Source organism: Vibrio sp. 10N.286.48.B8, from assembly GCF_003050085.1.
Taxonomy (GTDB): domain Bacteria; phylum Pseudomonadota; class Gammaproteobacteria; order Enterobacterales; family Vibrionaceae; genus Vibrio; species Vibrio crassostreae.
The window spans coordinates 212,664-235,142 of record NZ_PIGD01000003.1 but is presented as its reverse complement, the minus strand read 5'-3'; the positions used below and the strand labels follow the sequence as shown (position 1 = coordinate 235,142).

Below are 22,479 nucleotides of genomic sequence, written 5' to 3'. Positions count from 1 at the left end.
ATCATTTCTTTCTCGTGATGCCAATAACGGTCTTTAAACTAGCAAAGGCAATCAGACAGTAAGCTAGAAGCTCAGTGCCTTCTTCAGCGATATTTTTAACCGCTCGAACGTAATCATCGCCCATAACATTGTGCCAGAAGCTGCCCATGCCAAATAGGCGCGAGAACACCAACAGAAGCATCACGCCAGTCACTAGCAAATTCATGTGTGGGGAAGCAAGAATAAGCGCAAGTTGATCAATGGTTCGTTTACCATTTTTAATCGCATAGAAGATTGCGCTACCAGCAACCAATAGGGCAGGAACAACCCAAGCGCCATGTACAATCTTGTCGAACCAAAAGTCCATTTCACGAATAAACATCACACCGAAAAATGCACTGATGAGCATAGCTGCATGCTTAACTTCGCGCTTCTCTCTTGCTAGATAAGCAAAGGACCCAGACGAGATAATAAGCAGTAACTGCTGCAGCATCTCGGTCACCGAGATCTCACCAACATTGCCATTCAACAATACGAAATCAATTCGAAGCGCAAGGTTTGCGACAATACCAATCGCTAAAACAATGAGAGCGGTTTGGCAGCGTTTGTAGATCACTTGGGATGTCGACTGAGAAAGGGTGAACTCTGGCAGTTCAAATGACATTTGAGTTTGTTCTTTCGTTTTTGATTGGCTTTTCATAATAATTCTATGTGTAAAATTTTGTAACAGGCGGGCATTCTATCGGTGTAGGTTAGGCTAATGTCAGAGCTGCGTCAGAAATAAAACAGTGTTCAATTGGTGTGTATGTACGGTAAACCGCTGCCTTATGGCAGACAGTCTACGTAACATAATTGAGTTTTTAGGGGGAGGATTTTACAGCTTTGAGATTGGAAACTTGTAATAGAAGTGATTACTTTTCAGTTTCTTGCTCATGGTTATTGCGGTAGTACTCCCACTGTTCAATGCGCTCGCCGTCATCGAATACACAGTAAGTTGTGCGCTGATTGTTTTCAGTAACCGTATCTAATTCACCGTCCTGTTGAACACAATAAACCGCTGCTGGGTTAGCGACTGAAACACGTTGGCCTTCGCTATATTCCGCATAGTCGTTTGCACAACCGCCTAATACAACGGCACATACAGCCATCAAACCAATTTTCTTCATGCTTATCTCCTACGTGATAACTCTATAATTGAATGCGTTAAGTTCTACAGAACCAAATGAGAAGCTCTATGAAATGAGTATATTTTAGATTTCAGAAAAGGTTGTCCTAATTTGGTCAAGATATTGAAATAGGTTGATATTTCTTCATGTTTAACGACTTTTTGAGTGTTAGATCAAGCTAAGTGGATTCAAGTTACCGTTGGAATATCCCCGTCCGATTAGTTCTTGTTGGCGGTTGTGAGCCTCGAATCTATTGATGATTATGATATGATGCCGCCAAATTCAGTAGAGCAGTCAGAATCATGAGACACCTAAAAACAACCATTCACCCTGATATCGACCATCTAGACAATAAAACGGTCTATAAGCGCAATGCTGCCCGTGCCATTGTGTTAGATGGTGAAGACATTCTGATGCTGTATACAGAGCGTTATCACGACTACACCATTCCTGGTGGTGGTTTGGATGAAGGGGAAGATGTGATCGCAGGTATGGTTCGTGAGCTCGAAGAAGAGACTGGCGCGAAGAATATCCATAGCATCAAGCCGTTCGGTATTTTTGAAGAGTTTCGTCCTTGGTACAAAGACGATGCAGACATGATGCACATGATTTCTTACTGCTATTCATGCAAGATTGATCGTGATCTTGGTGAAACAGCTTACGAAGATTATGAAGTGAAAAACGGGATGAAACCGGTGTGGATGAATATTCATGAAGCGATCGCTCATAACGAGAAGACCATGGCTGAGAGCCCTAAAAAGGGCATGAGTATTGAACGTGAAACCTTTTTGCTGCATTTGATTGCCAAAGAAATGCTTTAACCTCACCAAACCTCATACTGCAGTCATTGCACAGAATTAATTGTTCAGCTGTAACTGAAGTGCAGCCGACAACGACCTTTGAACTGTTTAATTTCCCCCGTATTTAAACAGTTCATTGTTATCGCTTTCAGCCATCTAACTTTTCTTAAAGCCAACAGCCATTATTTCTCTAGTTTCACGCCGCTTCCTTCTGTTTAAACGACATGTTTATTCACTTGGAGTCTACTTCTCACACTCCAATTAAAGACAAGCTGTCAAATTGAGTCACTTCATTCATCAAATTGATTCCTATTTTGAATATAGTGTTTATTTGGTCCAGAGCCTAAGGAGTGTTTAGAAAAATAAACTAATACTTTCATGTTGTTATGTTTATTTTCTAAGTGTTCAAAAACTTGGCTTCCCTCTTGCTTTTATCTCTTATGCAACTCGTTTTGTCGGCACCAAAATAAAAAAGTAGACATCCTTTGTCTCGTAGCATCAGATTTTAGGGAGACATTTATTTAGCTTTGCCGTTCAGAGTTTACGTACTTTTCAAGGAAATCGCCCAAGCGAAGAATAAGTCGAGGTTTACTATGAAATACAAGCAAATTATCTATCTCATTGGCGCAATAGTTAGCGTCCCAGTCCACGCAACCATCGTGGATTTGGATTTTTCAAACCACATAGAGTCAACGAACGGAAGTAGTGGTTGGGCGGGGCCAACCTACGATGGCGCCTCCATGCATTTCCTAAATGTCGGTACACACGATGGAAAGACTATTGATGCTAAGGTATCCAGTAGCGTATTTGGTGATGCGACATTTGTGTTTCATGCACCTAATTACAAAGAAGGCTCAACTCAGCCCTCTGGTGATATTGGATTCCTCTATCAGACTAACTCTGCCGGTTCTGCAGGTTTGATTTATACCTTTGAGTTCTTTGACGGAACAGATGGTCTGTCAGGTACTTTCTCGGTCCCTTACACTATTCCTGAATTTGAAATGATCGGTTATGACATTGATGGCGAGCCCGTTCAGTCAGAGCAAGTACGAGTATTTAAAAGTGAAGGCTTTTTCAGCTATCAATTGGGGAGTGCAAGTGCCAGCTTGACCGCCGAAGAGAGTGCTGATGGCAATTCAGTCCTCTTCACCGGACCAGGCACCAATTATTCTGAAACGGATACGTCAGGTGCGGTTAAGTTTACCTACAAAAATACCTCTATTGTTACGCTTCAGTTTGAAACTGTTACTACGAGTGGCAGTGGTTTCCCTAACCCAATCTTTTCAGCGTTTGATGGTAACTGGGACTTAAGTGGCTTTACTACGCCAATTGAGAGTTCTGACGAGTCTGATTTTGGTGATGCGCCGGACACTTATGGAACGTTACAAGCAAGCAATGGTGCTGAACATGCTGTCTCTTCAACGCTTTATCTAGGGGCCAGTATCGATACAGACTCTGACGGACAACCGGGCGCCTTATCAAACGGTGATGACTTGGATGTTGACGGGAATGATGACGACGGTATTACGCTACTTACTAACTTAGAAATTGGGTTGGATAGTCTCATCAACGTTAACGTTGTGGGTAATGGTTACCTACAAGCTTGGGCTGACTGGGACTTGAGTGGTACTTTCGATGATGATGAACAAATCTTGAAAAATCATTCGGTTGTTGAAGGGGGCCAAGTAGTTCCAATTCGAGTGGCTGATGATGCGAGTGTGGGGACTGTACAAACACGTTTCCGTCTAGCGAGCAGCCCTAACATCCCAAGTGATGGTTACGTTGGTGACGGGGAAGTCGAGGATTACGTGTTCAACGTGACTGATCCGGGAACCACAATTCAGCACTCTAACTACTACACTGCAGCGTTCGAAGATAACTGGCCTGAAGTTGGTGACTTCGATTTAAACGATGTTGTTGTTTATTACCGAACCACCATTCTGAGTAAAGACGATGCTGTATTGCGTATGGATATCAGCGGTAGCATCATGGCCTACGGTGCCTCTTATGGTAACGGCTTAGGTTGGAAATTGAGTGGCTTTGATGAGTCGGATGTCGACTTGCAGACCGCCAGAGTGCAGAAAAACGGCGCAACTCGTGTGAATATCTCACCGTTTACGGGCGAAGATAAATCGGTTGCATCGCCAGGAGGTGACCTTGTTGTTGTCGCTTCGTTGAACTTGAAAAATGATATCCCGATTAACGATGAGTGTATGTTCCACCGTACCAACCCATCTTGTAACCCATCTCTTGAGTCTGACCAAATGACGTTCAGTATCTCACTACCGTTTAACGACGACGATCAACCAACGGTAAGTTCACTGCTACCATTGAGTGGTTTCGACCCGTTCATCTTTGGTCCAGGTGAAGGCTATTACCATGGCTCAAGTTTTACTGGCTCTCCGGGTAAAGATCTTGAAATTCATACAGCGGATCTTCCACCAACGTCACGTGGTACGTTAGTAAGCGACTTTTACGGTGTGGCACAAGATGATTCAGACCCAGATAGTGGAAAATACTACCGAACTACGCAAAACATGCCTTGGGGTATTTTGATTTCATCTCCTTGGAATCACCCATCCGAGTACATTGATATCAGTGAAGCGTTCCCAGACTTTGCAGAATGGGCGACGTCTGGCGGTTCTTCTAAACCGACTTGGTATCTAAACCCTAACTCAGACAAAACTTGGTCTACTGAAGATTAATCAAGGAGGATTTATGAAACTATCAAAACTAATGCTAAGTAGTGTGACTCTTGTCTTCCTTGCAGCGTGTGGCGGAGGCGGTGGTGGTGGAGGCTCTACCACATCAGCTCCAAGCTCTGTCCCACCAGCGGATGATTCTTCATCAGGCAACTCGTCATCTGCTAATAACACAGTGACGTCTAGCGTCGCGCCTGCGGCACAAGTGTTGAGCTCGTTCGAGCTGACCATACCGGAAGGCTTTGATTTCTCAACTGAGAGGGAAGTCGCTGTGACGGTCGATGTCGCAAGTTCACAAAGTTCGCGGGGCTTTATGAGCTTGTACACTGAGTTTGATGGGGACGTGGTCGACTACACATCTCAGGTGCTAAGAATGCCTATCAATGAAGACACTGATTTTTCAACAACGCTACTGTTGCCAAACCATGTTGATAAAGTTTGGGTCGAGGTGTGGTACCCATCAGCATTGGGCAGTGAAGTGAAGAGCTCATATAATATTGAAAATGATAAAGTGGATGTGCTTCTTTAAAGTCAGTACTGGATTGGAGCCTTAGCTTTTAATTATCACTTCTAATACCTTTGCCGCCATTATTTGGCGGCAAAGTTGTTTCTACAATACGAAAAATGAATAGCGATGACGAATTATTGAATATGGTTGATATTGTCAACTAAGTGTTTTTGATGTATCTTTGCCATATCGTGAAGTGCTTTTTAAGCAAAATCACCAAATAGCTATACGCCTGCCCTCAATAAAGAATGTTATGAATAAAAGACAGTTTATTGCCCATTACTTGCGCATGAATCGCACCTCGTACTTACTTGCGGTTGTGTTCATTTTTCTCGTTAACTGGTTACAAGTAGAAATCCCTCGTTATATTCAATTGGCAATAGACCTGATTGATGACGCCTCTTCAAGTGGACATCAACAGTTGCAGTCCTATGTGTGGATCGTTGTTGGTATGTCGGTTGCTATGGTCGTTGTTAGGATTCTGTCTCGCATTTACGCGCTTAACCCCGGGCGAATTACAGAAGCTTCACTTAAGACCACTCTTCTACAAAAACTGAATCGCTTGCCAAACAGCTTTCACGAGCGCTTTGCTTCTGGCCGTTTAATCTCAATCATTAACAATGACCTAAGTGGTATTCGTTTGATGTTTGGTGTTGGCTTTCTGCAATTCTTTAATGCGTTGCTCGCTCTATCGCTAACGCCGCTATACATGTGGCGTATATCGCCAGAACTAACCCTGTATTCGATCATTCCGATTTCAATCGCTTTCGTGATTTTCCGAGTGGGCTTTAAGCGCATGAAAACGCTCCATCTAGAGCATATGAAGCGACTGCAAAACTTGTCTGCACAACTGATGAGTTATCTGTCTGGGATTGATCTGATTAAAAGCCAGCAGATGTCACCTTGGGTAAAAGCGGAGACTGAGAAGCTGAATCAGCTGTTACTTGAATGTCGCCTTAAAATCACGCGTATCCAAGTCTTCTTTATGCCGGTTCTCGATTACGCCAATGACCTAATGAAAATCATTATTATAGGTCTAGGTGGTTTTATGTTGATGAGACAGGAACTGACCCTAGGTGAAATCACAGCATTCCTAACTTACTCAGTTTTGCTCGCCATGCCGCTTATGCAATTAGGACGAATCGCGACGATTTATCAGCGCGGTATGGTCGGTATTCAAAGCGCACAAACTATTCTTAATGCCCAAATCCCAGAGTTGGATGAGCAGAAGCTTTCTGAGCTCGATGTGAAATCGCTTAAAGGAAAAACGTTCTCCGTGCGTAACCTAAGCTTTAGCTACCCGGGTGAAGAGCGTCTGATTCTCGATGACATCAGTTTTGATATTCCAGCAGGGAAGAAAGTCGGAGTGTTAGGCGGAATCGGTGCGGGCAAAACGACGTTGGTGAACTGTTTGAACCATCACTTAGACACTCCACAAGGTTCAGTACTGCTTGGTGATAGAGATATCACTAGCTTCTCGCGTAGCGATTTACGTCGTTACGTTAAAACCGTCACCCAAGACCCGTATTTGTTTTCAGCAACTGTTGAAGCGAATATTCGTTTTGGTAGCGGCGATACCGAGCTAGCAAAAAGCCAGGTTGATGAAGTGTTAGAGCTTAGCCAATTAGCCGGTGATGTGACGCGCTTTGAGCAAGGTGACCAAACCTTAGTCGGTGAGAAGGGCATTATGTTGTCAGGGGGGCAAAAACAGCGCTTGAGCATTGCTCGTGCTCTATTACAACCAACCGATCTCATCATTATGGATAACGTTCTGTCTGCCGTTGACTACGAGACTGAGAGAAAAATCTTAGAAGGCCTATTTAAGCGATTGGAAAATCAGTCGGTTCTTGTTGTCTCACATCGTGTTAATGCACTTGAATACATGGATGAAGTTATCGTGTTGAATGAAGGAAAAGTGATTGCTAAGGGCGACCATAAAACCCTACTGAAAACTTGCGATTACTACTACGAGACATGGCTACTACAGCAAAATGAAACGGAGGCAGCAGCATGTTAAAAGGTGTTGACCTCAAGTACCTCAAGCATTTCTTTAAGTTTGCTAAGAAATACAAAGGCTCGGCGATTTTGGGCATTGCGATGCTTCCGCTTTCTGTCATCACAAGCTTGTTGTTCCCATGGTTGATTATTCAAGTGATCGACGTTCAGTTGAGTCATGGTGATATGGACGGGCTGTTAGAATACGTTTTCTACCTCGTTGCTGTACTAATCGTCAGTTATGTAGTGGATACCACTTACGCATATAACCTACGTAAAACAGGTCAATACACGATTACTGACATGCGCTCAGTTCTGTTTGCTCGTGTTTTGAAATTGCCACGCAGTTACTTTGACAATACACCAATCGGTGTCACGCTCTCGCGTCTAACCAGTGATTTAGAAACCATCGGTGAGACGTTTGTTCAGTCGGTTGTCGGTTTGGTAAAAGACAGCATTAACACCATTGCGCTGCTGGTCATGATGTTCTTAATTGATTGGAAGCTGACGCTGATCGTATTGATCATCATGCCTCCGGTCATGTATCTGACTGTACATGTTCGAAATCGACTTCGTGCTCTGTATAAGGTGACTCGTTCGTCACTGGCTCAAGGTATTGGCTTCTTGCAAGAAGTGCTGTTTGGTATGAAAACCGTACAGATGTACCGAGCAGAAGAGCAAGTCGAACAACGTTACCAAGGCTATACCGACGAGTTTTTGAGAGCGCAGAAAAAGATCAATAAATACGACGCTATTCTGTTCTCATTCATTTCTGGTATTACATCCATCACCATCGCGGTAATGATTTGGTACGGTTCTGAGCAAGTGATAGAAGGGGTGCTCACCTTGGGTGTGCTGATTGCGTTCATCAACACCTTAGAAAAAGTGTTCGTACCGATTCGAGACTTCACCTCACAGATTACTTCGATTCAGAGCTCATTTGCCGCGTTCGACCATATCGAAGAGCTGTTTGTTGAACCGACCGAAGAAGAGGGGCGCAACCTGCTGCCATCAGAGAAGGTTGCTAAACCGTTAGAGCAGTTTGAAAGCCTTGAGTTTAAGAACGTAAGCTTCCGCTACAAAGATGATGCTCCGTACGTTCTAAAGAATGTTTCGTTTGTATTGGAGAAAGGGCATCAAATCGCACTGGTGGGCTCTACAGGCTCAGGTAAGTCAACGATTCTGCGTTTGATCTCGAAAACCTACCAAGACTATGAAGGCAGCATACTGCTGAATGGCATTGAGCTGTCGCAGATCTCTAGTGAAGACTCGACACATTTGTTCTCGATGATGATGCAAGATGTGCATTTATTCGAAGAGACGATTGCGTTCAATATCGCACTAGGTAAAGAACATTTATCAAGTACCGAGATTGAGCAGGCGGCGCGTTATGTTTATGCCGATAAGTTTATTGAACAACTGCCTCAAGGCTATGGCTTCCAACTAGATAAGAACGGGGCAAACTTATCGGTAGGGCAGACGCAGCTGATTTCGTTCGCTAGAGCTGTCGCCCAAGGTGGACAACTGATGATGCTAGATGAGGCAACCAGCTCGGTAGATTCGATTACCGAGGATCTCATTCAAAAAGCGATGCAGCGTCTGTTCAAAGAGAAAACCGTGATTGCGATTGCCCACCGTTTGAGTACTGTTCGTCACTCAGACACCATTTTGGTGTTGGAAAAGGGTGAAATTGTTGAGCAAGGTAATCATCAACAACTGGTGGCGCACAATGGTATTTATGCTGGCTTGTTACAAGAATCGATTGTAGAAACGGGCGATTCTCAAGCTACGTTAGCCTAATTGCCCAAAATCAGGCTGTTGCTTTCAATAAGACGAATTGGTCTTGTCTATGCTTCACCAGTTTCTATTGTTTTCTAATATTCCCAATGGGTTAGGGAAATTAAACATATTTTTCGATTATTAATATGTTATGATCCCCCTACTACTAAAGGGGTGTCTTCGGGCATCGGGATGTATGCGAGCAAAACGTAAGTGCTTGTGTCAGTCACTTTCTGGCGAATATGGAATCGAAAATGTTGTTGGAAGAAGTTGTAGAAATTATTGAATTAACCGACTCAGACCATTTATCTCAAGCAATGGAACTGTTTAACGAGCATGGCTTTGTTGACGCAGAGCACTTACCTTTTATGACGGTTGTTTTTGAAACAGCGCCAGAGCACCTTGCGAAAAAGTTGTCGCAAATAGGCTTTAAAGGTTTAGTAAAAGTAGAGAAGAGCGAAGACGCAACTGGCTTTATGATTGTTGATGCTGAACAAATCCAGTTTAGCAAAAGCGCGTAATTGGAATCGCTCCCTAACATCCATTATGACTATTTGAGGTTAACACAGTGACAACAGCTACCGTTTCATCAACAGAGCAACACGTATCCAATGAACATGCACTTTTGGGTGCGTCGTTATTAGCATCACAAAAAGTAGAACTGGCGCTGTTTACTGTGATCTCTAAATTAACTAAAGCATTATCAAAAGAGCAGCAACAGTCATTAGGTTTGGATCTGGATACCTTTTTAAGGGAGACCTCAAGTGAACAAGCCTCTACGTTGAGCCTATACGAACAGACGTTTGGTGAGCAGCTTCCTTTGAAGACAAATGAACTTAACGATTTTATTTATCATCGAAACTTGGTAACTCGAGGCTTTTGGCGAGTGACTGGCGCCGATGTTAAAGGCGGCGAGAAGCTTGCTAACCCAGAACTTTATTTAAAAGAGTTCTTGGCAAAATGTGAATACTGGCAAGTGATGCTTGATACCCAAACCAAGTAAGCGAATTGAAATAAGAAAGCCATAGCGAACATGCTATGGCTTTTTTGTTTGTGTAAACCGTCCTGAGTTCTCTGATTCTAGAGCATCATCTTCAATACATAGTTCTTAGAGACAAAGTGGTGTTTAAGGGCGGCACTGATATGCAGCACAATTAAACAGGCGAGGACAATACAACTGGCACGATGTAGATAGAAAAAGAAGCCGTTGATTGCAGAGTTGGTAATTAGGTTATTTACGCCCACTAGCCAAAATAAAGAGTACGGCTCCTTTAGCATTAAGTAACCGGTGCTGAAAACCATAAACATCACAAGGTACATCAAAGAATGTGCAAGCTTAGCTACACATTTTTGCCCTTCAGGCACAGAGGTTGGCATGTTTGGCGATGAGCGAAAGTGGCTCCAGATATAACGCACCACGAGCAGCGGTGTCGCAACGGTCGCCAATGACATGTTGAGCACTGACAAAAAAGAAAACAGCTCTGGATGGCTGGTGACATAGTGCATCACATACCCTGCTATTGTTGCGTAGATGATTACAGAAGCCATTACCCAGTGCAGTACACGGCTTAATAAATCGTATCGTGGATTATTCAAATTAACCTCGCTCTGATCGTTATTAATATAAGATTCATCTCGATGCAATAAATCAATTTTTGGTATATTCGCATCGCGAATTAATTATATAGAACAGTATTACGCGGTATTTTTATAATTTAGAAATTAATGATGTTGCTTCAGGTGTTTTATAATTATCAATGATGTTTTAGAGTGTTAATTCCAATATGGACATGGCAAAATTGTCGACTTCCTAGCTTGTATGCTTATTACGAGATACAGTTAGTCTAAAGATAAATATATAAGGAATGTATAATGCTTCGAATCTTATTGATTGCAGTTATCTCGGTGTTCAGCGCGATGAGTTTTGCAAGCGAAGAGGTTAAGTACTCTGAACAAGAGTATTTGGATAGACCGCTGATGGAGCGCTATATCTTGGATGAGCTGAAGCAACTACGAATGGAACAGCAAGATCTTGAAAGACGCTTGACCATTCAGATGACTGACCGGGAACTGACTGTGGCAGACAAGTCTCTGAATTACGCCAATGTAACCGTAACCTACTTCTTCTACATTATTGCCGGTGTTGCCTCCCTAATTGCATTGGTGGGTTGGCAATCACTCAAAGAGTTGAAACACACCACCAAAGAGATGGCTGACCGACGACTCAACGACATAGCCCAAGATTATGAGAAGAAGTTTAACGTTCTTGAAAGGGATCTTAAGCGTAAGACTCGAATCATCTCAGAGAACAACCGAGAAATCGAAATCATCAATGAAATTCATAATTTATGGTTGAGGGCTCAGAATGCTCAAACCGCCGAGCAGAAAATTGAAATCTACGATGAGATCTTAAAAGTTCGCCCGGGTGATTTGGAAGCACTAACTTACAAAGCCGATGCCGCAATGGACATGCAGGAATACCACTGGGCGATGAGCTTATGTAATCGCGTGTTGGAAGTGGACGATCAAAATGCTCACGCCTTGTATCAACGTGCTTGTGCTTACGCAAGGTTAGGTGCTGAAGGCCAAGCGATCGATGACTTAGAGCGCTCTATCGAAGCCAGTGGTTCAATGCGGGAGTTATTGGCTGATGAACCTGACTTTGAGATGCTGCGTGGCTTAGAACGCTTCGAAGCACTTCTTGAAGAATAATACTAGATAAAGAGTAGTGTTAACTAAGATGGTGGGCCTTGCATGCCCACCATATTTTCACGCCAATCGCGCTGCGGTTTCTTACATTTCATTTATTTCTTTGAATGAATTGTTATGTTATAACACTTTCTAAGTTCCTCGTTATAACCGCTAAGTATTTTATGAAGTTCCTCCGTATTGGCCTGATCGTTATTGCCATCAGCGCATTTTCCCTTGCTGCTTTGCTCTCTTTTCATCCTGAACCAGAAAAAGAAATCTCAATAAAAGTCACGCCTTATCAAGAACTGCACACGGACGGTAAGGAGCAGGCGCCGCCACAAATCAATTCGAACTCAATGATCAAAATTCACTACTTTGTGAAGGTTGGGGATACCCTCAGTAATATATTCGAATCGTGGAATCTGCCTTATGAAACGGTTCACAAGGTCATGGAAGCGGATCTTGAATCTTTGAAACTCGACACAATAAAGCCTGGTGACCATCTAGAGTTGCTGTTGGATAGTGACTCCAAACAACTCGTAGAGCTCATTTTCCATGAAAGTCTCGTAGAACAAGCTGTCTTTACGAAAAATGATGATGGAAGCTTTAACTACCAATTTCATGAAATGCCTGGTGAATGGAAGGAAAAACTCTACGCGGGCAGTGTTCATGGTAGCTTTTCAACATCTGCATACAAAGCGGGGCTTACGACAGCTCAGATAGCCAATATTACTCGCACGTTGAAAGATAAAGTTAACTTCACTCGTGAACTAAGAGCAGGTGACAGCTTTAATGTACTGGTCAAAGAGCAGTACACGAATGATCATTTAACGGGCAAAACAGAAGTTCAAGGTATCTCAATTCAATTAAGAAACCGAGAAGTGGCGGCGTTTCTTGCGCCTGATGGTCTTTTCTACGACAGAGAGGGTAATAGCCTAGAGCAAGCTTTCGATAGATACCCTGTAGATAGAAAATTCCGAAGAATTACCTCATCGTTCAACCCTAAACGAAGACACCCAGTGACAGGGCGTATTTCGCCACACAATGGTACTGACTTTGCGACGCCTGTGGGCGCACCCGTATACTCAACGGGTGATGGCCGTGTTGTGGCGCTTCGTGACCACCCTTATGCCGGGAAATACTTGGTGATTGAACATAACAGCGTATACACGACACGTTATCTTCACTTGAGCCGCTTCCTCGTAAAGAAAGGTCAGCAAATTAAGCGAGGTCAGAAAATCGCGTTATCAGGTGCAACTGGCCGTATCACAGGTCCTCATTTGCACTTTGAGGTATTGGTTCGTGGTCGAGCAGTCGATGCGATGAAGGCTAACTTACCGATGGCAAGCTCAATTATGCCTAAAGATAGGAAAGAATTTTTGGCTCGAATGGCCTCTTTTGATGCCATGATCTCTGAGCCAGCAGGTCGTGCAAGTTAGAGCTATTCAAGCCTAAGTTGTCCAACGAATACAATAACGCCCCTTAGCTAACGATTTAGCTAAGGGGCGTTTTTTCTAGGTAATCACACGATTTAGCGAGTGATTCAACTAAGCCACAACCACTGCTGTGCCGCTTGCTGAAACCATCAGCATACCATTGCCTGTGCCAAGTACTTCGTAATCAATATCTACGCCTACCACTGCGTTGGCACCCGCTTCAATCGCTTTCTGCTCTAACTCTTTGAATGCGTAGTTACGTGCTTTTTCCAGTTCTTTCTCGTAGGTACCAGAACGTCCACCCACAAAGTCACGAATACCCGAAAACATATCTTTGAACACGTTCACCCCTAGGATAGCTTCTCCGGCAATAACCCCTTTGTAATCGACAATGCGTTTGCCTTCGACAGATTGTGTAGTGGTAATAATCATAATGGCCTCTGTAAGTTAGATGCGTTGTAACTAGCTGAATAACGGCTAGCTGTAGTTGGGCTAGAGCAGTTTTATTCCTGAATATCACCGCTGATTATTGTCTCTGAGCGTGTGAATTCATGTCTCAACCATGTTCTCAGTTTTAGCACACTTTCTTGTTTTAATTTGTTTTTCGGGCAAACAAAGTAGAAATCTTGGTGCGGGTTAGCTACTGGATCGCCAAGCTCTACCAGCATGCCGTGGCTAATATCATCTTTCACAAACAAGCGATGCGTTACTAATACGCCTAATGAGCGAATTGCAGCTTGCACGGCTTGAATGGAGACATCGAATGTTAGATTGCTATGGAATGTAGGCAGTGGGATTTGGTAATTGTCGCACCATACCTGCCAGTCGTGTTGTCGCCTTAGGTTAAAAACACCAATGGTCGGGTTTTGTTTGACGAGTTGTTGAACGCTTAACTCACTCTGGTTTTTTAGCAGAGTTGGACTGCATACCAAGACCAGATCATCATCGCCAAGCTTTTCGCTGTAATACTGATCCCATTCATTCGGTTTGCCGTGCACAAGGGCAATATCGACACCTTCCTGCTCTAGATCAAAAGGGCCAGTTAAGGTGGAAATACGGATATCAAGTGAGGGAGAAAAAGCTTGGAAATCGGGGACGCGGGGAATCCACCAGTGCATCGCGAGTGAATTGACCATGTTGAGGGTAATGCGGTGGTCGTTAGGTGTTCTGGCAAGCTCTTCGGTCGCCTCTATCACTTGCTCAAGTGCGGGCGCGACTTTGCGGTAATAACGCTTACCTGCGGCATTAAGAACAACACGACGGCCGACTCGTTGAAACAAAGGCTTGTTGACCAGTTGTTCTAACGACTTTATGGATTGGCTTACCGCTGAGTGACTGACATACAACACCCGCGCGGCGTCAGTCATGCTGCCAGTTTCAGCAACGGCAATGAAAGCGTAAACGGATTTAAGCGGAACGAGTTTTTTCATTGGTAAGTTTTCCTTACAGTTATGGTTAATATTACTCGCTATTTTTCATCACGTCACGCCACTAAAATGGGTGTAATAGGAGGTGATAATTATGTCTGATATTACCAAGGCAACGACTTTCATGTTGTTGTCGACGTTCAGTTTGTCTTTAAGTGGCTTAATGGCCAAATATCTATCTGAAGTGATGCCCACTTCGTTACTCAGTTTTGTGCGGTTTTTTTTACCCAGTCTGTTCTTATTTCTTTTTCTGACCTTTTACAAAATCAGCAAGCCGACACGAGAAATGTGGAAACCTTTGGTGATGCGGGCGATCTTTATGGTGGCGTGTCAGTGGTGTTTCCTTACTTCACTGCAAACCTTAACGCTTGTTGAAGGGGTAGTGTTGTTCAGCACTGGTCCTCTGTTTATTCCATTGTTAGAAAAGTTAATATTTAGAACCAAGATTCGTACAACGACGATAGTGTGTTTAGTTGTCACCTTTGTTGGTGTAGTGATGATGGCAGGGGATTGGTCGCAGTTTGAATTTGGCTCAGAGTTCTTTAGACCAGCACTGCTGCTTGGTTTAATGGCGGGCATGTTTAATTCAGGCTCGCAAGTGAGCTTGTACCGGGCGTCTAAAACCAGCCTTTCGCCAGCAGAGCTCAATGCGTGGACCTTCTTAGTCGCGGCAATCATTGTGATTCCAATGGTGGTGTTTACTTCAGTTTCTGCGGTGCCTGATGTGCTTGAAAGTGCAGAGAAAGGAACCTTGTCGGCGTTACTGTCTTTTGATGATTTACGCTGGATTGCTCTCGTAGCTTTCGGCCTTGCACTGTTTACCATCAATACCCAAATCTTCCGTTCCAAAGCGTATAAGCTGGCAGATAGCGGTTCCCAGTTGGCACCTCTAATTTTTACAAACATGTTGTTTAGCGCGTTATGGCAGGGGTTATTCTTTGATGATGTGTTTTCTACTCAGCAGATGATTGGCATTAACCTCATTGTCGTGGCGAGCATCACCAATACCTTGTTAGCTAAAAAGCGTAGTAAAGATGGGCAAGCAGCCAAGCCAACGAGCAACTCCAAAGAGAGCTCGGTGTTGGGTTTACAGCCAATAGTTAAGCGCTAAACCTTGTCAGTAACGGTTTAAAAAAGTGAGCGAATATACTCTTTTACTTTGTTGATATGTTTTGTCTCATCAACTTCGCATCGTTGGTTTGGAGCAAGGAATCGCTCTGCGTATTTGTTGTAAATTCTGTTTTCTAGGAACAGTAAATAGAGCTTAGGATCAATATGACCGCTGGTGGCCATGTTGGTCATGATATTGAGTGATTCACTCAGGAGTTTGCCTTTCTTATATGGTCGATCACTAGAGGTGAGAGCTTCGAACACATCAGCAATTGCCATTGCTCTTGAAGGTAGAGGCAGTTGATCTTCGCTTAAGCCTCTTGGGTAGCCCTTACCGTCAATACGCTCGTGATGCCCGCTCGCGATATCCGGAATATTCTTGAGGTAAGGTGGGTAAGGCAGCTTGTTAAGCATGGTGAAGGTTTGGATAATATGATCGTTGATCATAAAACGTTCTTCATCGTTTAACGTACCACGGCGTACTTTCAAATTGTGCAGTTCACCTTGGTTGTATTTAACTTCTCCGGGCTTAAGTACAAACGCTTCTTGCCATACATCAGCAGGGTTAAAGCCATTGTCCCAAGGTATTTTATGCTCCGGTTTGTCAGCAAGCAGGGGCTCCATGACAGGCAAACCCTCTTCCTGACTTGTTGGTTCAATTCTCTCTTTCTCAACCGACTCTTTTGAGGTGTTGAACCTCTCTTTTTCAGACCAAGACAAACCCAATTGATCATCCAGTGTGCGTTTCCATTGGCGTTTGGCTATTTGATCTAAGCGTTCTAGCTGCTCTTCTGTCATAGATTCGCCACCAAGGTTACACTCAGCAACAAAGGCAAACTCATCATCCAGTTCAGACAGGCTTTGTTCGAGTATTTTGAGTTGTTCTTCTTGTAGCGCACCGTTTGCCATCGCTTTCCAGTAATCGGTTTCTGCTTGCTGTTTCAATAGCTCAAAACGCATTCGTACTTCGTGGATTCGGTCGTAAATCGTTTCCAGTTTTGTTGCCTTGTCTACCACATATTCAGGCGTGGTCACCTTCCCGCAATCATGAAGCCAAGCGGCGAGCATTAATTCTTCCCACTGTTTACGATCCAATGAGAATTGTGGGTAATAACGGTCATCATCAATGGTTGCTTGGGTCAGCCATTTGGTGAGCTCAGGTACTCGTTGGCAATGCCCACCCGTGTATGGTGACTTGGTATCAATCGCCGATGCGATCAACTCGATAAAGGCATTAAGCATGTCTTTCTGTTGCTGCATTTGGTCAATGTTGTCTTTGGCTATTTCCGCGAAGCTGAGCAACTCTCTTAAAAAGGCGTGTTTATCTGCTTGAGCTTTGGTAATCGGTCTTTCATAGCCAATCGCCACAATCCCTACTAACAGTTTCTCTCGGTTCAATAGTGGAAACAGATACAGGTCTGAATTGAAGATAGAGTCTTGGTAATAGTTCAGAACATTGTCTTCTCGGTTTAGGTGGATGGTCTCTCCTGACTTGAGTTTGCACAGTAACCAAGGTGTGTGTTTGATGAAGTCATTGATGTCTGCTTTGAAGGGAATGATCGCTAGGTTGGCGGCGGTATCAAACACATCTTTCTTCTCTGATTGAGTAAACAGCACAATGGTTTCGGCTTTGGTTATCAAATAGCTTTGGTGAGCGATGTTCTTGGCAAGTATCGAGAACTCCTGATTCCCTGCTGTGTCTCTCAGCAAGTTGATCAGGTCATGAAGTGTGTGTTCCATCAATTCAATGGAGTGGGCGAGGTTTGCCACTTCTTGAATCATGCTTTTGGGATAATGGGTTCGCCTGAAGTCAAATCGAGCGATGTTGTCGGTGAGTTGCATCAGAGTATTAAGCGGCTGAGACAGTCGATTCGCAACAAACCATACGATAGCGAAGCAGATAAACAACATCCCAATCGCGACCGCGACCTGTTTGTCACGCATTGAAATGAGGTCAGAAAGCAGTTCATTGTGTGGTGTCGCCTCTGCCAAATAGAGGGTCACGTTTTGGGTGAGCTCAACCGGAGTTAAGGTCAGTGCCCATGTATTCAGGTTGTACTCGACGTTTTTGAGATTGAGGTTAAACTTTTCCTCATCTGAGATTAGCGGACCCAATACTGAAGATTTTAACGCTTCCATTTGCTCTCGTTTGGGGATGTTAAAAAAGCTCTGCTCCTGCTCACTACCAGAGAGTTTGCCTGCGCCATTTACATTATTAGTATCGTCATGGTTAGCTTGGAAGGTGAGGTTTGAGGTCGTTAAATCCAGTTGATGCTGACCCAGAAGGTTAAAGTGTTGGTCAAATAAAGCCAGTCTGGTCTGCGGAGAGTAAGCCAGCTCACTGATCTGAGAAGAGAGTGAACTCAGCGTGAAGTCGGCGCCTACCACGTGCTTGCCATCAGCTGAACGCCTAGACAGTGTAATGCCATTGGTTTTAAGAAAATAAAAAAGATAGGGCTCGGATAGGTGGATTGAACCATCGGGCTTTGCATTGCGATACCAAGTACGAGTCGTTGGGTTAAATTTACTCTCGCTTTGCACCGTGCTGATGACCTGATGCGCACCATCGAGGTAGGTAATAAAGTTCTCACCATCCAAATTAGTGCTACTGACCATCATGGTCGCTTTGGCAGGGGCATTATTTTCGGCCCTTTGTTTATTGGTGCTCAAGGGGCGGAATATTCTAAAGTTGCCATCCTCCGAGCCATAGAAGAGCGCAACTAAATTAGTATTCTGTTTGAAGATGATATCGACTGATGCTAGCCAAGACTCCTTCTCGGTAGAGGAGCTTTGTTGATTAACAAACGGACTGACCGCCATCACGTTCAAAGTGGTGATGACAGGCGCTACTGCTTGCTTGAACACTGATTCCAGTTTATCTCGATGCTCATTACTGACCTCACGAACTGTGCCCAATAGCAGCTCTTGAGAATGCCGATAGCTTATTGATATCAAAACTGCACCGACAAACGTTGTCAAAATTAGGAAAAGGCTAGTGATGTGGATACTCAGCGGATAACGTCTTCGTCTCATCTAACACTCCAGCGTGTGAACTGGTTTAAGTATTGACGAACTTGGGTAGGTTGCAAAAAATTGCTGCAATTAAGGCGGCGCTGCGACAAAGTCGTGCTTCCGATAGCTAAGTGAAATGAGAATAAAGCCTTATCTTTAAGTGCTAATGGTCACTTGTGGTTGGTAGGGTTGCTCCGAGATGCTGTACAGGCTCGATGTGGGCAATACATATCTAGTGTTATTAATATTCCTGACTAGAAAAACAAGCATTCCGAGTGTTTTATCAATTAAGCGTTATTATGTTAATATCATCAGTTATTTTGCACATCTATAAAACATCTAGGTGCTGTATGTGTTGAGCCTAGAAGGAACAGTAATGACGTTAGAAGCCTATATTCTCAATGTAGGAATATACTCAATTTTCCCATTGTATTTTGCTACGTTAAAAAATCGTGTGCGTACAGCTGCATTTTATAACTATCTTAGTATTGTACTTTTAGTGGGAGGGCTTGCTGGTGCAGTTTATTCCTTTCCTTTATCCGAAGATTTAAGTATTTCAGGCGGAAATATTGCTTATGGTGCATTCATGATGAGCACTATAATGCTCATTATTATTGAGCGGGATTTTAGCACTTTTAAACACATGTTTCTGTTAGTAGTAGCTGTGGATTTGATTGCCTTTGTTGGTTTCAACTTTATGGCTTGGTTACTGGAATCGGAGTATGCGTTGAACCCTTTTGCAATCTCTTTCAGCATCTTTGACGTATCGTTGAAAGTTCTTGTTCTTGGAGGGGTTTTGATTCTCCTCGAAATATTGTTATTGATGTTTATTTTTACACAAGTGAGTAAGTTCCTTTCCAACCTACCAGCGTTGGCATTCATCTATACGCTAGCCTTTGTTTTTATCCTTTGTTTGGATGGAGTACTGTTTCCTGTTTTAGCTTTTGGCCTGAGCCCGCAAATCGTTTCTATCATATTCGGAAATATACAGGGTAAGTTGCTGATTGCGGCCTGCTATAGTGTCCCAATGCTGATCTTCTACTTTTTGTTTAGGGGAGATTTTGCCAAGTTTGTTAGTTCGCCACTATCCATAAAGGATTTGACTAAAGCTCCTAGAAAAGAGTTGCTGGCAACATTGTATCAATATGAGTTGCGTGATGAGCAATTGCAGAGAGAAAAACAAGATCTCACAAAGATTGCACTTTTTGATGAGCTAACCTCTCTTGCTAATAGACGTAAATTCAATCAAAAGTTTGAGTCTGAATGGTCTAGATGTGAACGCGAAGGGCAAACTTTAACCTTAGTGATCGGTGATATTGATTTTTTCAAGCAATATAATGATGCGTATGGCCACCATCAAGGAGATGTTTGCCTTAAACAAGTCGCAAAGTTATGGAAGCAAATTTTTAATCGTCCCTCAGACCTTGCTGCTCGCATAGGAGGCGAGGAATTTGCCATTATATTGCCAAGCACATCTATAGAACAAAGCAGAGCTCGCCTTAATTCATTCTTAACGGTTTTGCACAGTCAATCGATTCCTCATCGTTCCTCACCCATTGCTTCTCATGTAACGATGAGCCTAGGTGTAGCGGAATGCGTTCCGACGAAAAGCACATCGCCAAATGATCTGTTTATGCTTGCTGATAAGCGCCTTTACAAAGCAAAGAATAGCGGGAGAAATCAGGTTATTGTCGATTGAATTAATTTTAACAATACTGAATGATGAACAGTATATGATTTCAAATCGCTCAGCATCACATTAAGCAGGTGTCTGTTGGGCATTTTTGAAGAAGCTATATTAGACCAACCCAACTCAAAATTGATTGACTAGACCAAGCGAAGAGAGCATTGATTCATGGAACTCAAAGTAGATACTCACACCCACACATACGCAAGTGGTCATGCTTACAGCACGCTTATCGAGAATGCCAAGTCGGCAAAACAAAATGGCTTAGACATGTTTTGTACTACTGATCATTCAGAATCAATGCCAGGTGCGCCACACTACTGGTTCTTCAGTAATCAGCGTGTGCTTCCTCGCTTTATCGAAGACGTTGCAATTATCCGCGGCGTTGAATCAAACATTATGAACACTCAGGGAGAAATCGACATTCATCCGAGCGTTGATAAGAACCTAGATTGGGTGATTGCCAGCTTCCACGAGCCTGTTTTTAGCCCTTCGGATGTCGCGACCCATACAGAGGCTCTCGTGAATGTGATTAAGGGCGGTCGAATTGATGCGCTTGGCCACTTGGGCAATCCTAATTTTGATTTCGATTTTGAAGCCGTTATTCAATGTGCGGTTGAGAACAACGTGGCGATTGAAATCAACAACACCACACTCAAAGGCAATAGCCGAGTTGGCAGTGTTGACCGCTGCTATGAGATTGCAAGAATAGCGAAGGCGAAGGGGGCATTTATTACAACAGGGAGCGATGCGCATTTCTGTTTAGATGTCGGTGGCTTGGATTTAGTCGCCGCATTGTTAGATGAAGTGGGTGTCGATTCGAGTAAAGTGATTACCCATTCGCCAAAGCAATTCCTGGCCTTTTTGGCCTTACGCGGTCGTAATGAAATCCCAGAATACTCAGCTCTTATTTAAGAGAATGTCGGCGGGTTTGCATTTCGATACAATCAATTTTTGTGCCTGACAGATTTTTGTATACACTAGCCGAAAATAATAAAGTCGAAGTGCCACAGTAATGATGGCGCTATCTTCAAAGTCACAGCTTCACTTGGAGAAACAATGAAAACTCGCTCAATCCTTTTATCTGGTTTAATCGCTGCTTCAGTATTGTCTGGCAACGCATTTGCTAATGTTGACCTTAAGAAAAACATGCAAGAAATGAAGCTTGCGTTCAAACAAGCGGCAGAAGCTCAGAGCATTGAAGAGATGCAAAAGCCTATCGTTCGTTTAGATACGCTAGTGGCAGAGCTGAAAACGGGTGTTTACCCTGTGGAGAAAGAAGACAATTTCATGGAAGGCTTCAAAAAGATCAGTGCATCACTGGATAGCATTGAGCAGAAGCTAGACCAAGGTGACTTAGAATCGGCACAGCAAGAACTTCGTACTATTGACGGCCTTCGTGAAGAGTACCATGAGAAGCGTAACCCAAGCATTTGGAGTAAGATCTTCGGTTAATTCGCTTATTTGTTCCGTTTGTCTAGTATTATATTTGTTTAGCTATCACTGCCGATAGCCACCTTGTTCGCTAGAGTGACCAAAACAAGTTAGTAGATAACAAAGTTCAACTTCTAAAACGCCGCTTATATTTCCCTTTGTTGGAAAATGTAGGCGGCGTTTTTTATTGTCTTTTTTCTAATCAGTTTGATGCACTGAGGTGCGTAATATTTTTTTAGCGCTTCTGTTTTAACCGGTTTTTAACTAAATAGAGTGTGCGTTAGCTTCAATTTTTTAACCTGATGTTAATCTTTACGTTTACCTATATAGCAAGTGCCTCATAATAAGGGGAATTTATAAAGATTTGGAATAATGCGCCGAACTTCGTTCAATCTCTCCATGTTACTTGCCACAGCGTTAAGTTGGGCTTTAGTGACATTAATGCCTGTTATCAATGCTCATGGTAACAGTGCGGGAGTATGGGCGTCGTTGTGTACGGTCAACGGCTTTGAACTGGTTCAAATTGAAGAAGGCGAACCGAATACTCACAAAGGTAAGCCGTGTCCGTTTAGCCATTTTTCCACATTTCACCAAGATGAACTTCCAACTACACTACTGACAACTCGACTGAGTTCTATTGTCTCAGACAGCTACGCTTTTTTGGCTCTAAGCGAACGCTACACGAGGCAAGCCCCGCGCGGCCCTCCCTTTGATATTGCTTAAACCTAACCTTCTAAAATAATTAAAAAACAA

20 protein-coding genes are annotated in these 22,479 nt (G+C 43.4%); 14 read left to right on the top strand and 6 right to left on the bottom strand.

The window, feature by feature from the left end; translation table 11 throughout:
* Window position 1 precedes the first annotated feature (1 nt).
* Together CWO08_RS05730 and CWO08_RS05725 are read right to left on the bottom strand one after the other, a co-directional pair.
* On the bottom strand, window positions 2–679 hold the full coding sequence (locus CWO08_RS05730) for a hypothetical protein (protein WP_048663358.1): 678 nt from the start codon (window positions 677–679) through the stop codon (window positions 2–4).
* Window positions 680–890: 211 nt separating this feature from the next.
* On the bottom strand, window positions 891–1,145 hold the full coding sequence (locus CWO08_RS05725; RefSeq protein ID WP_017079683.1) for a DUF333 domain-containing protein: 255 nt from the start codon (window positions 1,143–1,145) through the stop codon (window positions 891–893).
* 302 nt (window positions 1,146–1,447) lie between these two features.
* Here CWO08_RS05725 and CWO08_RS05720 point away from each other — a divergent pair, with 302 nt between their 5' ends.
* The 7 genes from CWO08_RS05720 to CWO08_RS05685 all read left to right on the top strand — a co-directional run bounded on the left by CWO08_RS05720 (window position 1,448) and on the right by CWO08_RS05685 (window position 9,932).
* Complete coding sequence (locus CWO08_RS05720; RefSeq protein WP_048659118.1) at window positions 1,448–1,966, top strand: NUDIX hydrolase; 519 nt, start codon at window positions 1,448–1,450, stop codon at window positions 1,964–1,966.
* A 572-nt stretch (window positions 1,967–2,538) separates the two neighbouring features.
* Window positions 2,539–4,650, top strand: a complete 2,112-nt coding sequence (locus CWO08_RS05710) for an LruC domain-containing protein (RefSeq protein ID WP_108020070.1) — start codon at window positions 2,539–2,541, stop codon at window positions 4,648–4,650.
* A gap of 13 nt (window positions 4,651–4,663) precedes the next feature.
* Complete coding sequence (locus CWO08_RS05705) at window positions 4,664–5,176, top strand: hypothetical protein (protein WP_108020069.1); 513 nt, start codon at window positions 4,664–4,666, stop codon at window positions 5,174–5,176.
* Window positions 5,177–5,408: 232 nt separating this feature from the next.
* Complete coding sequence (locus CWO08_RS05700) at window positions 5,409–7,172, top strand: ABC transporter ATP-binding protein (RefSeq protein ID WP_102431486.1); 1,764 nt, start codon at window positions 5,409–5,411, stop codon at window positions 7,170–7,172.
* The gene (locus CWO08_RS05695) at window positions 7,166–8,950 is read left to right on the top strand and encodes an ABC transporter ATP-binding protein (RefSeq protein WP_107899096.1); all 1,785 of its coding nucleotides are present in this window, start codon (window positions 7,166–7,168) and stop codon (window positions 8,948–8,950) included. The genes CWO08_RS05700 and CWO08_RS05695 overlap by 7 nt, the downstream gene beginning before the upstream one ends.
* Window positions 8,951–9,183: 233 nt before the next feature.
* The gene (locus CWO08_RS05690; RefSeq protein WP_048659121.1) at window positions 9,184–9,450 is read left to right on the top strand and encodes a hypothetical protein; all 267 of its coding nucleotides are present in this window, start codon (window positions 9,184–9,186) and stop codon (window positions 9,448–9,450) included.
* Window positions 9,451–9,497: 47 nt separating this feature from the next.
* Entirely contained in the window at window positions 9,498–9,932 is a 435-nt protein-coding gene (locus CWO08_RS05685; protein WP_048659122.1) for a hypothetical protein, read from the top strand.
* Window positions 9,933–10,009: 77 nt separating this feature from the next.
* Here the strand turns inward: CWO08_RS05685 and CWO08_RS05680 are convergent, their stop codons facing one another.
* Window positions 10,010–10,525, bottom strand: coding sequence for a cytochrome b (locus CWO08_RS05680; RefSeq protein ID WP_080967654.1), 516 nt, complete (start codon window positions 10,523–10,525; stop codon window positions 10,010–10,012).
* Window positions 10,526–10,801: 276 nt separating this feature from the next.
* Here CWO08_RS05680 and CWO08_RS05675 point away from each other — a divergent pair, with 276 nt between their 5' ends.
* The gene (locus CWO08_RS05675) at window positions 10,802–11,641 is read left to right on the top strand and encodes a tetratricopeptide repeat protein (RefSeq protein ID WP_102431489.1); all 840 of its coding nucleotides are present in this window, start codon (window positions 10,802–10,804) and stop codon (window positions 11,639–11,641) included.
* 161 nt (window positions 11,642–11,802) lie between these two features.
* Window positions 11,803–13,059: a peptidoglycan DD-metalloendopeptidase family protein gene (locus tag CWO08_RS05670; protein WP_102431490.1), complete on the top strand. Its 1,257-nt coding sequence runs from the start codon at window positions 11,803–11,805 to the stop codon at window positions 13,057–13,059.
* Between the two features lie 108 nt (window positions 13,060–13,167).
* Here the strand turns inward: CWO08_RS05670 and CWO08_RS05665 are convergent, their stop codons facing one another.
* Window positions 13,168–13,488 carry a heavy metal-binding domain-containing protein gene (locus CWO08_RS05665; RefSeq protein ID WP_004730185.1) on the bottom strand — a complete coding sequence of 107 codons (321 nt, stop codon included), beginning with the start codon at window positions 13,486–13,488 and terminating at the stop codon, window positions 13,168–13,170.
* 71 nt (window positions 13,489–13,559) lie between these two features.
* Window positions 13,560–14,486, bottom strand: a complete 927-nt coding sequence (locus CWO08_RS05660; RefSeq protein ID WP_102479184.1) for a LysR substrate-binding domain-containing protein — start codon at window positions 14,484–14,486, stop codon at window positions 13,560–13,562.
* Between the two features lie 91 nt (window positions 14,487–14,577).
* Between CWO08_RS05660 and CWO08_RS05655 the strand changes: the two genes are divergently transcribed.
* Window positions 14,578–15,594 (top strand): DMT family transporter, encoded by a 1,017-nt coding sequence (locus CWO08_RS05655; RefSeq protein WP_102479185.1) that lies wholly within the window; start codon window positions 14,578–14,580, stop codon window positions 15,592–15,594.
* Window positions 15,595–15,611: 17 nt separating this feature from the next.
* Here the strand turns inward: CWO08_RS05655 and CWO08_RS05650 are convergent, their stop codons facing one another.
* Window positions 15,612–18,626 carry an HD domain-containing phosphohydrolase gene (locus CWO08_RS05650; protein WP_108020068.1) on the bottom strand — a complete coding sequence of 1,005 codons (3,015 nt, stop codon included), beginning with the start codon at window positions 18,624–18,626 and terminating at the stop codon, window positions 15,612–15,614.
* Window positions 18,627–18,981: 355 nt separating this feature from the next.
* Between CWO08_RS05650 and CWO08_RS05645 the strand changes: the two genes are divergently transcribed.
* The 4 genes from CWO08_RS05645 (at window position 18,982) to CWO08_RS05630 (ending at window position 22,449) form a co-directional block, all read left to right on the top strand.
* A complete protein-coding gene (locus CWO08_RS05645) occupies window positions 18,982–20,304 on the top strand; it encodes a GGDEF domain-containing protein (RefSeq protein WP_108020067.1) in 1,323 nt (440 codons plus the stop codon).
* A 156-nt stretch (window positions 20,305–20,460) separates the two neighbouring features.
* A complete protein-coding gene (locus CWO08_RS05640; protein WP_055319406.1) occupies window positions 20,461–21,207 on the top strand; it encodes a phosphatase in 747 nt (248 codons plus the stop codon).
* 144 nt (window positions 21,208–21,351) lie between these two features.
* Window positions 21,352–21,747: a cytochrome b562 gene (locus tag CWO08_RS05635; RefSeq protein ID WP_017100642.1), complete on the top strand. Its 396-nt coding sequence runs from the start codon at window positions 21,352–21,354 to the stop codon at window positions 21,745–21,747.
* 351 nt (window positions 21,748–22,098) lie between these two features.
* Window positions 22,099–22,449, top strand: coding sequence for a hypothetical protein (locus CWO08_RS05630; protein WP_048663368.1), 351 nt, complete (start codon window positions 22,099–22,101; stop codon window positions 22,447–22,449).
* Window positions 22,450–22,479: the final 30 nt, after the last annotated feature.

What these genes read in the sequence shown, in the direction of transcription:
- CWO08_RS05630 (WP_048663368.1), top strand. Translation starts at nt 22,099, where the DNA reads ATGCGCCGAACTTCGTTCAATCTCTCCATGTTACTTGCCACAGCGTTA.
- CWO08_RS05730 (WP_048663358.1), bottom strand. Translation starts at nt 679, where the DNA reads ATGAAAAGCCAATCAAAAACGAAAGAACAAACTCAAATGTCATTTGAA.
- CWO08_RS05670 (WP_102431490.1), top strand. Translation starts at nt 11,803, where the DNA reads ATGAAGTTCCTCCGTATTGGCCTGATCGTTATTGCCATCAGCGCATTT.
- CWO08_RS05700 (WP_102431486.1), top strand. Translation starts at nt 5,409, where the DNA reads ATGAATAAAAGACAGTTTATTGCCCATTACTTGCGCATGAATCGCACC.
- CWO08_RS05720 (WP_048659118.1), top strand. Translation starts at nt 1,448, where the DNA reads ATGAGACACCTAAAAACAACCATTCACCCTGATATCGACCATCTAGAC.
- CWO08_RS05695 (WP_107899096.1), top strand. Translation starts at nt 7,166, where the DNA reads ATGTTAAAAGGTGTTGACCTCAAGTACCTCAAGCATTTCTTTAAGTTT.
- CWO08_RS05710 (WP_108020070.1), top strand. Translation starts at nt 2,539, where the DNA reads ATGAAATACAAGCAAATTATCTATCTCATTGGCGCAATAGTTAGCGTC.
- CWO08_RS05660 (WP_102479184.1), bottom strand. Translation starts at nt 14,486, where the DNA reads ATGAAAAAACTCGTTCCGCTTAAATCCGTTTACGCTTTCATTGCCGTT.
- CWO08_RS05725 (WP_017079683.1), bottom strand. Translation starts at nt 1,145, where the DNA reads ATGAAGAAAATTGGTTTGATGGCTGTATGTGCCGTTGTATTAGGCGGT.
- CWO08_RS05705 (WP_108020069.1), top strand. Translation starts at nt 4,664, where the DNA reads ATGAAACTATCAAAACTAATGCTAAGTAGTGTGACTCTTGTCTTCCTT.
- CWO08_RS05675 (WP_102431489.1), top strand. Translation starts at nt 10,802, where the DNA reads ATGCTTCGAATCTTATTGATTGCAGTTATCTCGGTGTTCAGCGCGATG.
- CWO08_RS05645 (WP_108020067.1), top strand. Translation starts at nt 18,982, where the DNA reads ATGACGTTAGAAGCCTATATTCTCAATGTAGGAATATACTCAATTTTC.
- CWO08_RS05635 (WP_017100642.1), top strand. Translation starts at nt 21,352, where the DNA reads ATGAAAACTCGCTCAATCCTTTTATCTGGTTTAATCGCTGCTTCAGTA.
- CWO08_RS05650 (WP_108020068.1), bottom strand. Translation starts at nt 18,626, where the DNA reads ATGAGACGAAGACGTTATCCGCTGAGTATCCACATCACTAGCCTTTTC.
- CWO08_RS05690 (WP_048659121.1), top strand. Translation starts at nt 9,184, where the DNA reads ATGTTGTTGGAAGAAGTTGTAGAAATTATTGAATTAACCGACTCAGAC.
- CWO08_RS05665 (WP_004730185.1), bottom strand. Translation starts at nt 13,488, where the DNA reads ATGATTATTACCACTACACAATCTGTCGAAGGCAAACGCATTGTCGAT.
- CWO08_RS05655 (WP_102479185.1), top strand. Translation starts at nt 14,578, where the DNA reads ATGTCTGATATTACCAAGGCAACGACTTTCATGTTGTTGTCGACGTTC.
- CWO08_RS05640 (WP_055319406.1), top strand. Translation starts at nt 20,461, where the DNA reads ATGGAACTCAAAGTAGATACTCACACCCACACATACGCAAGTGGTCAT.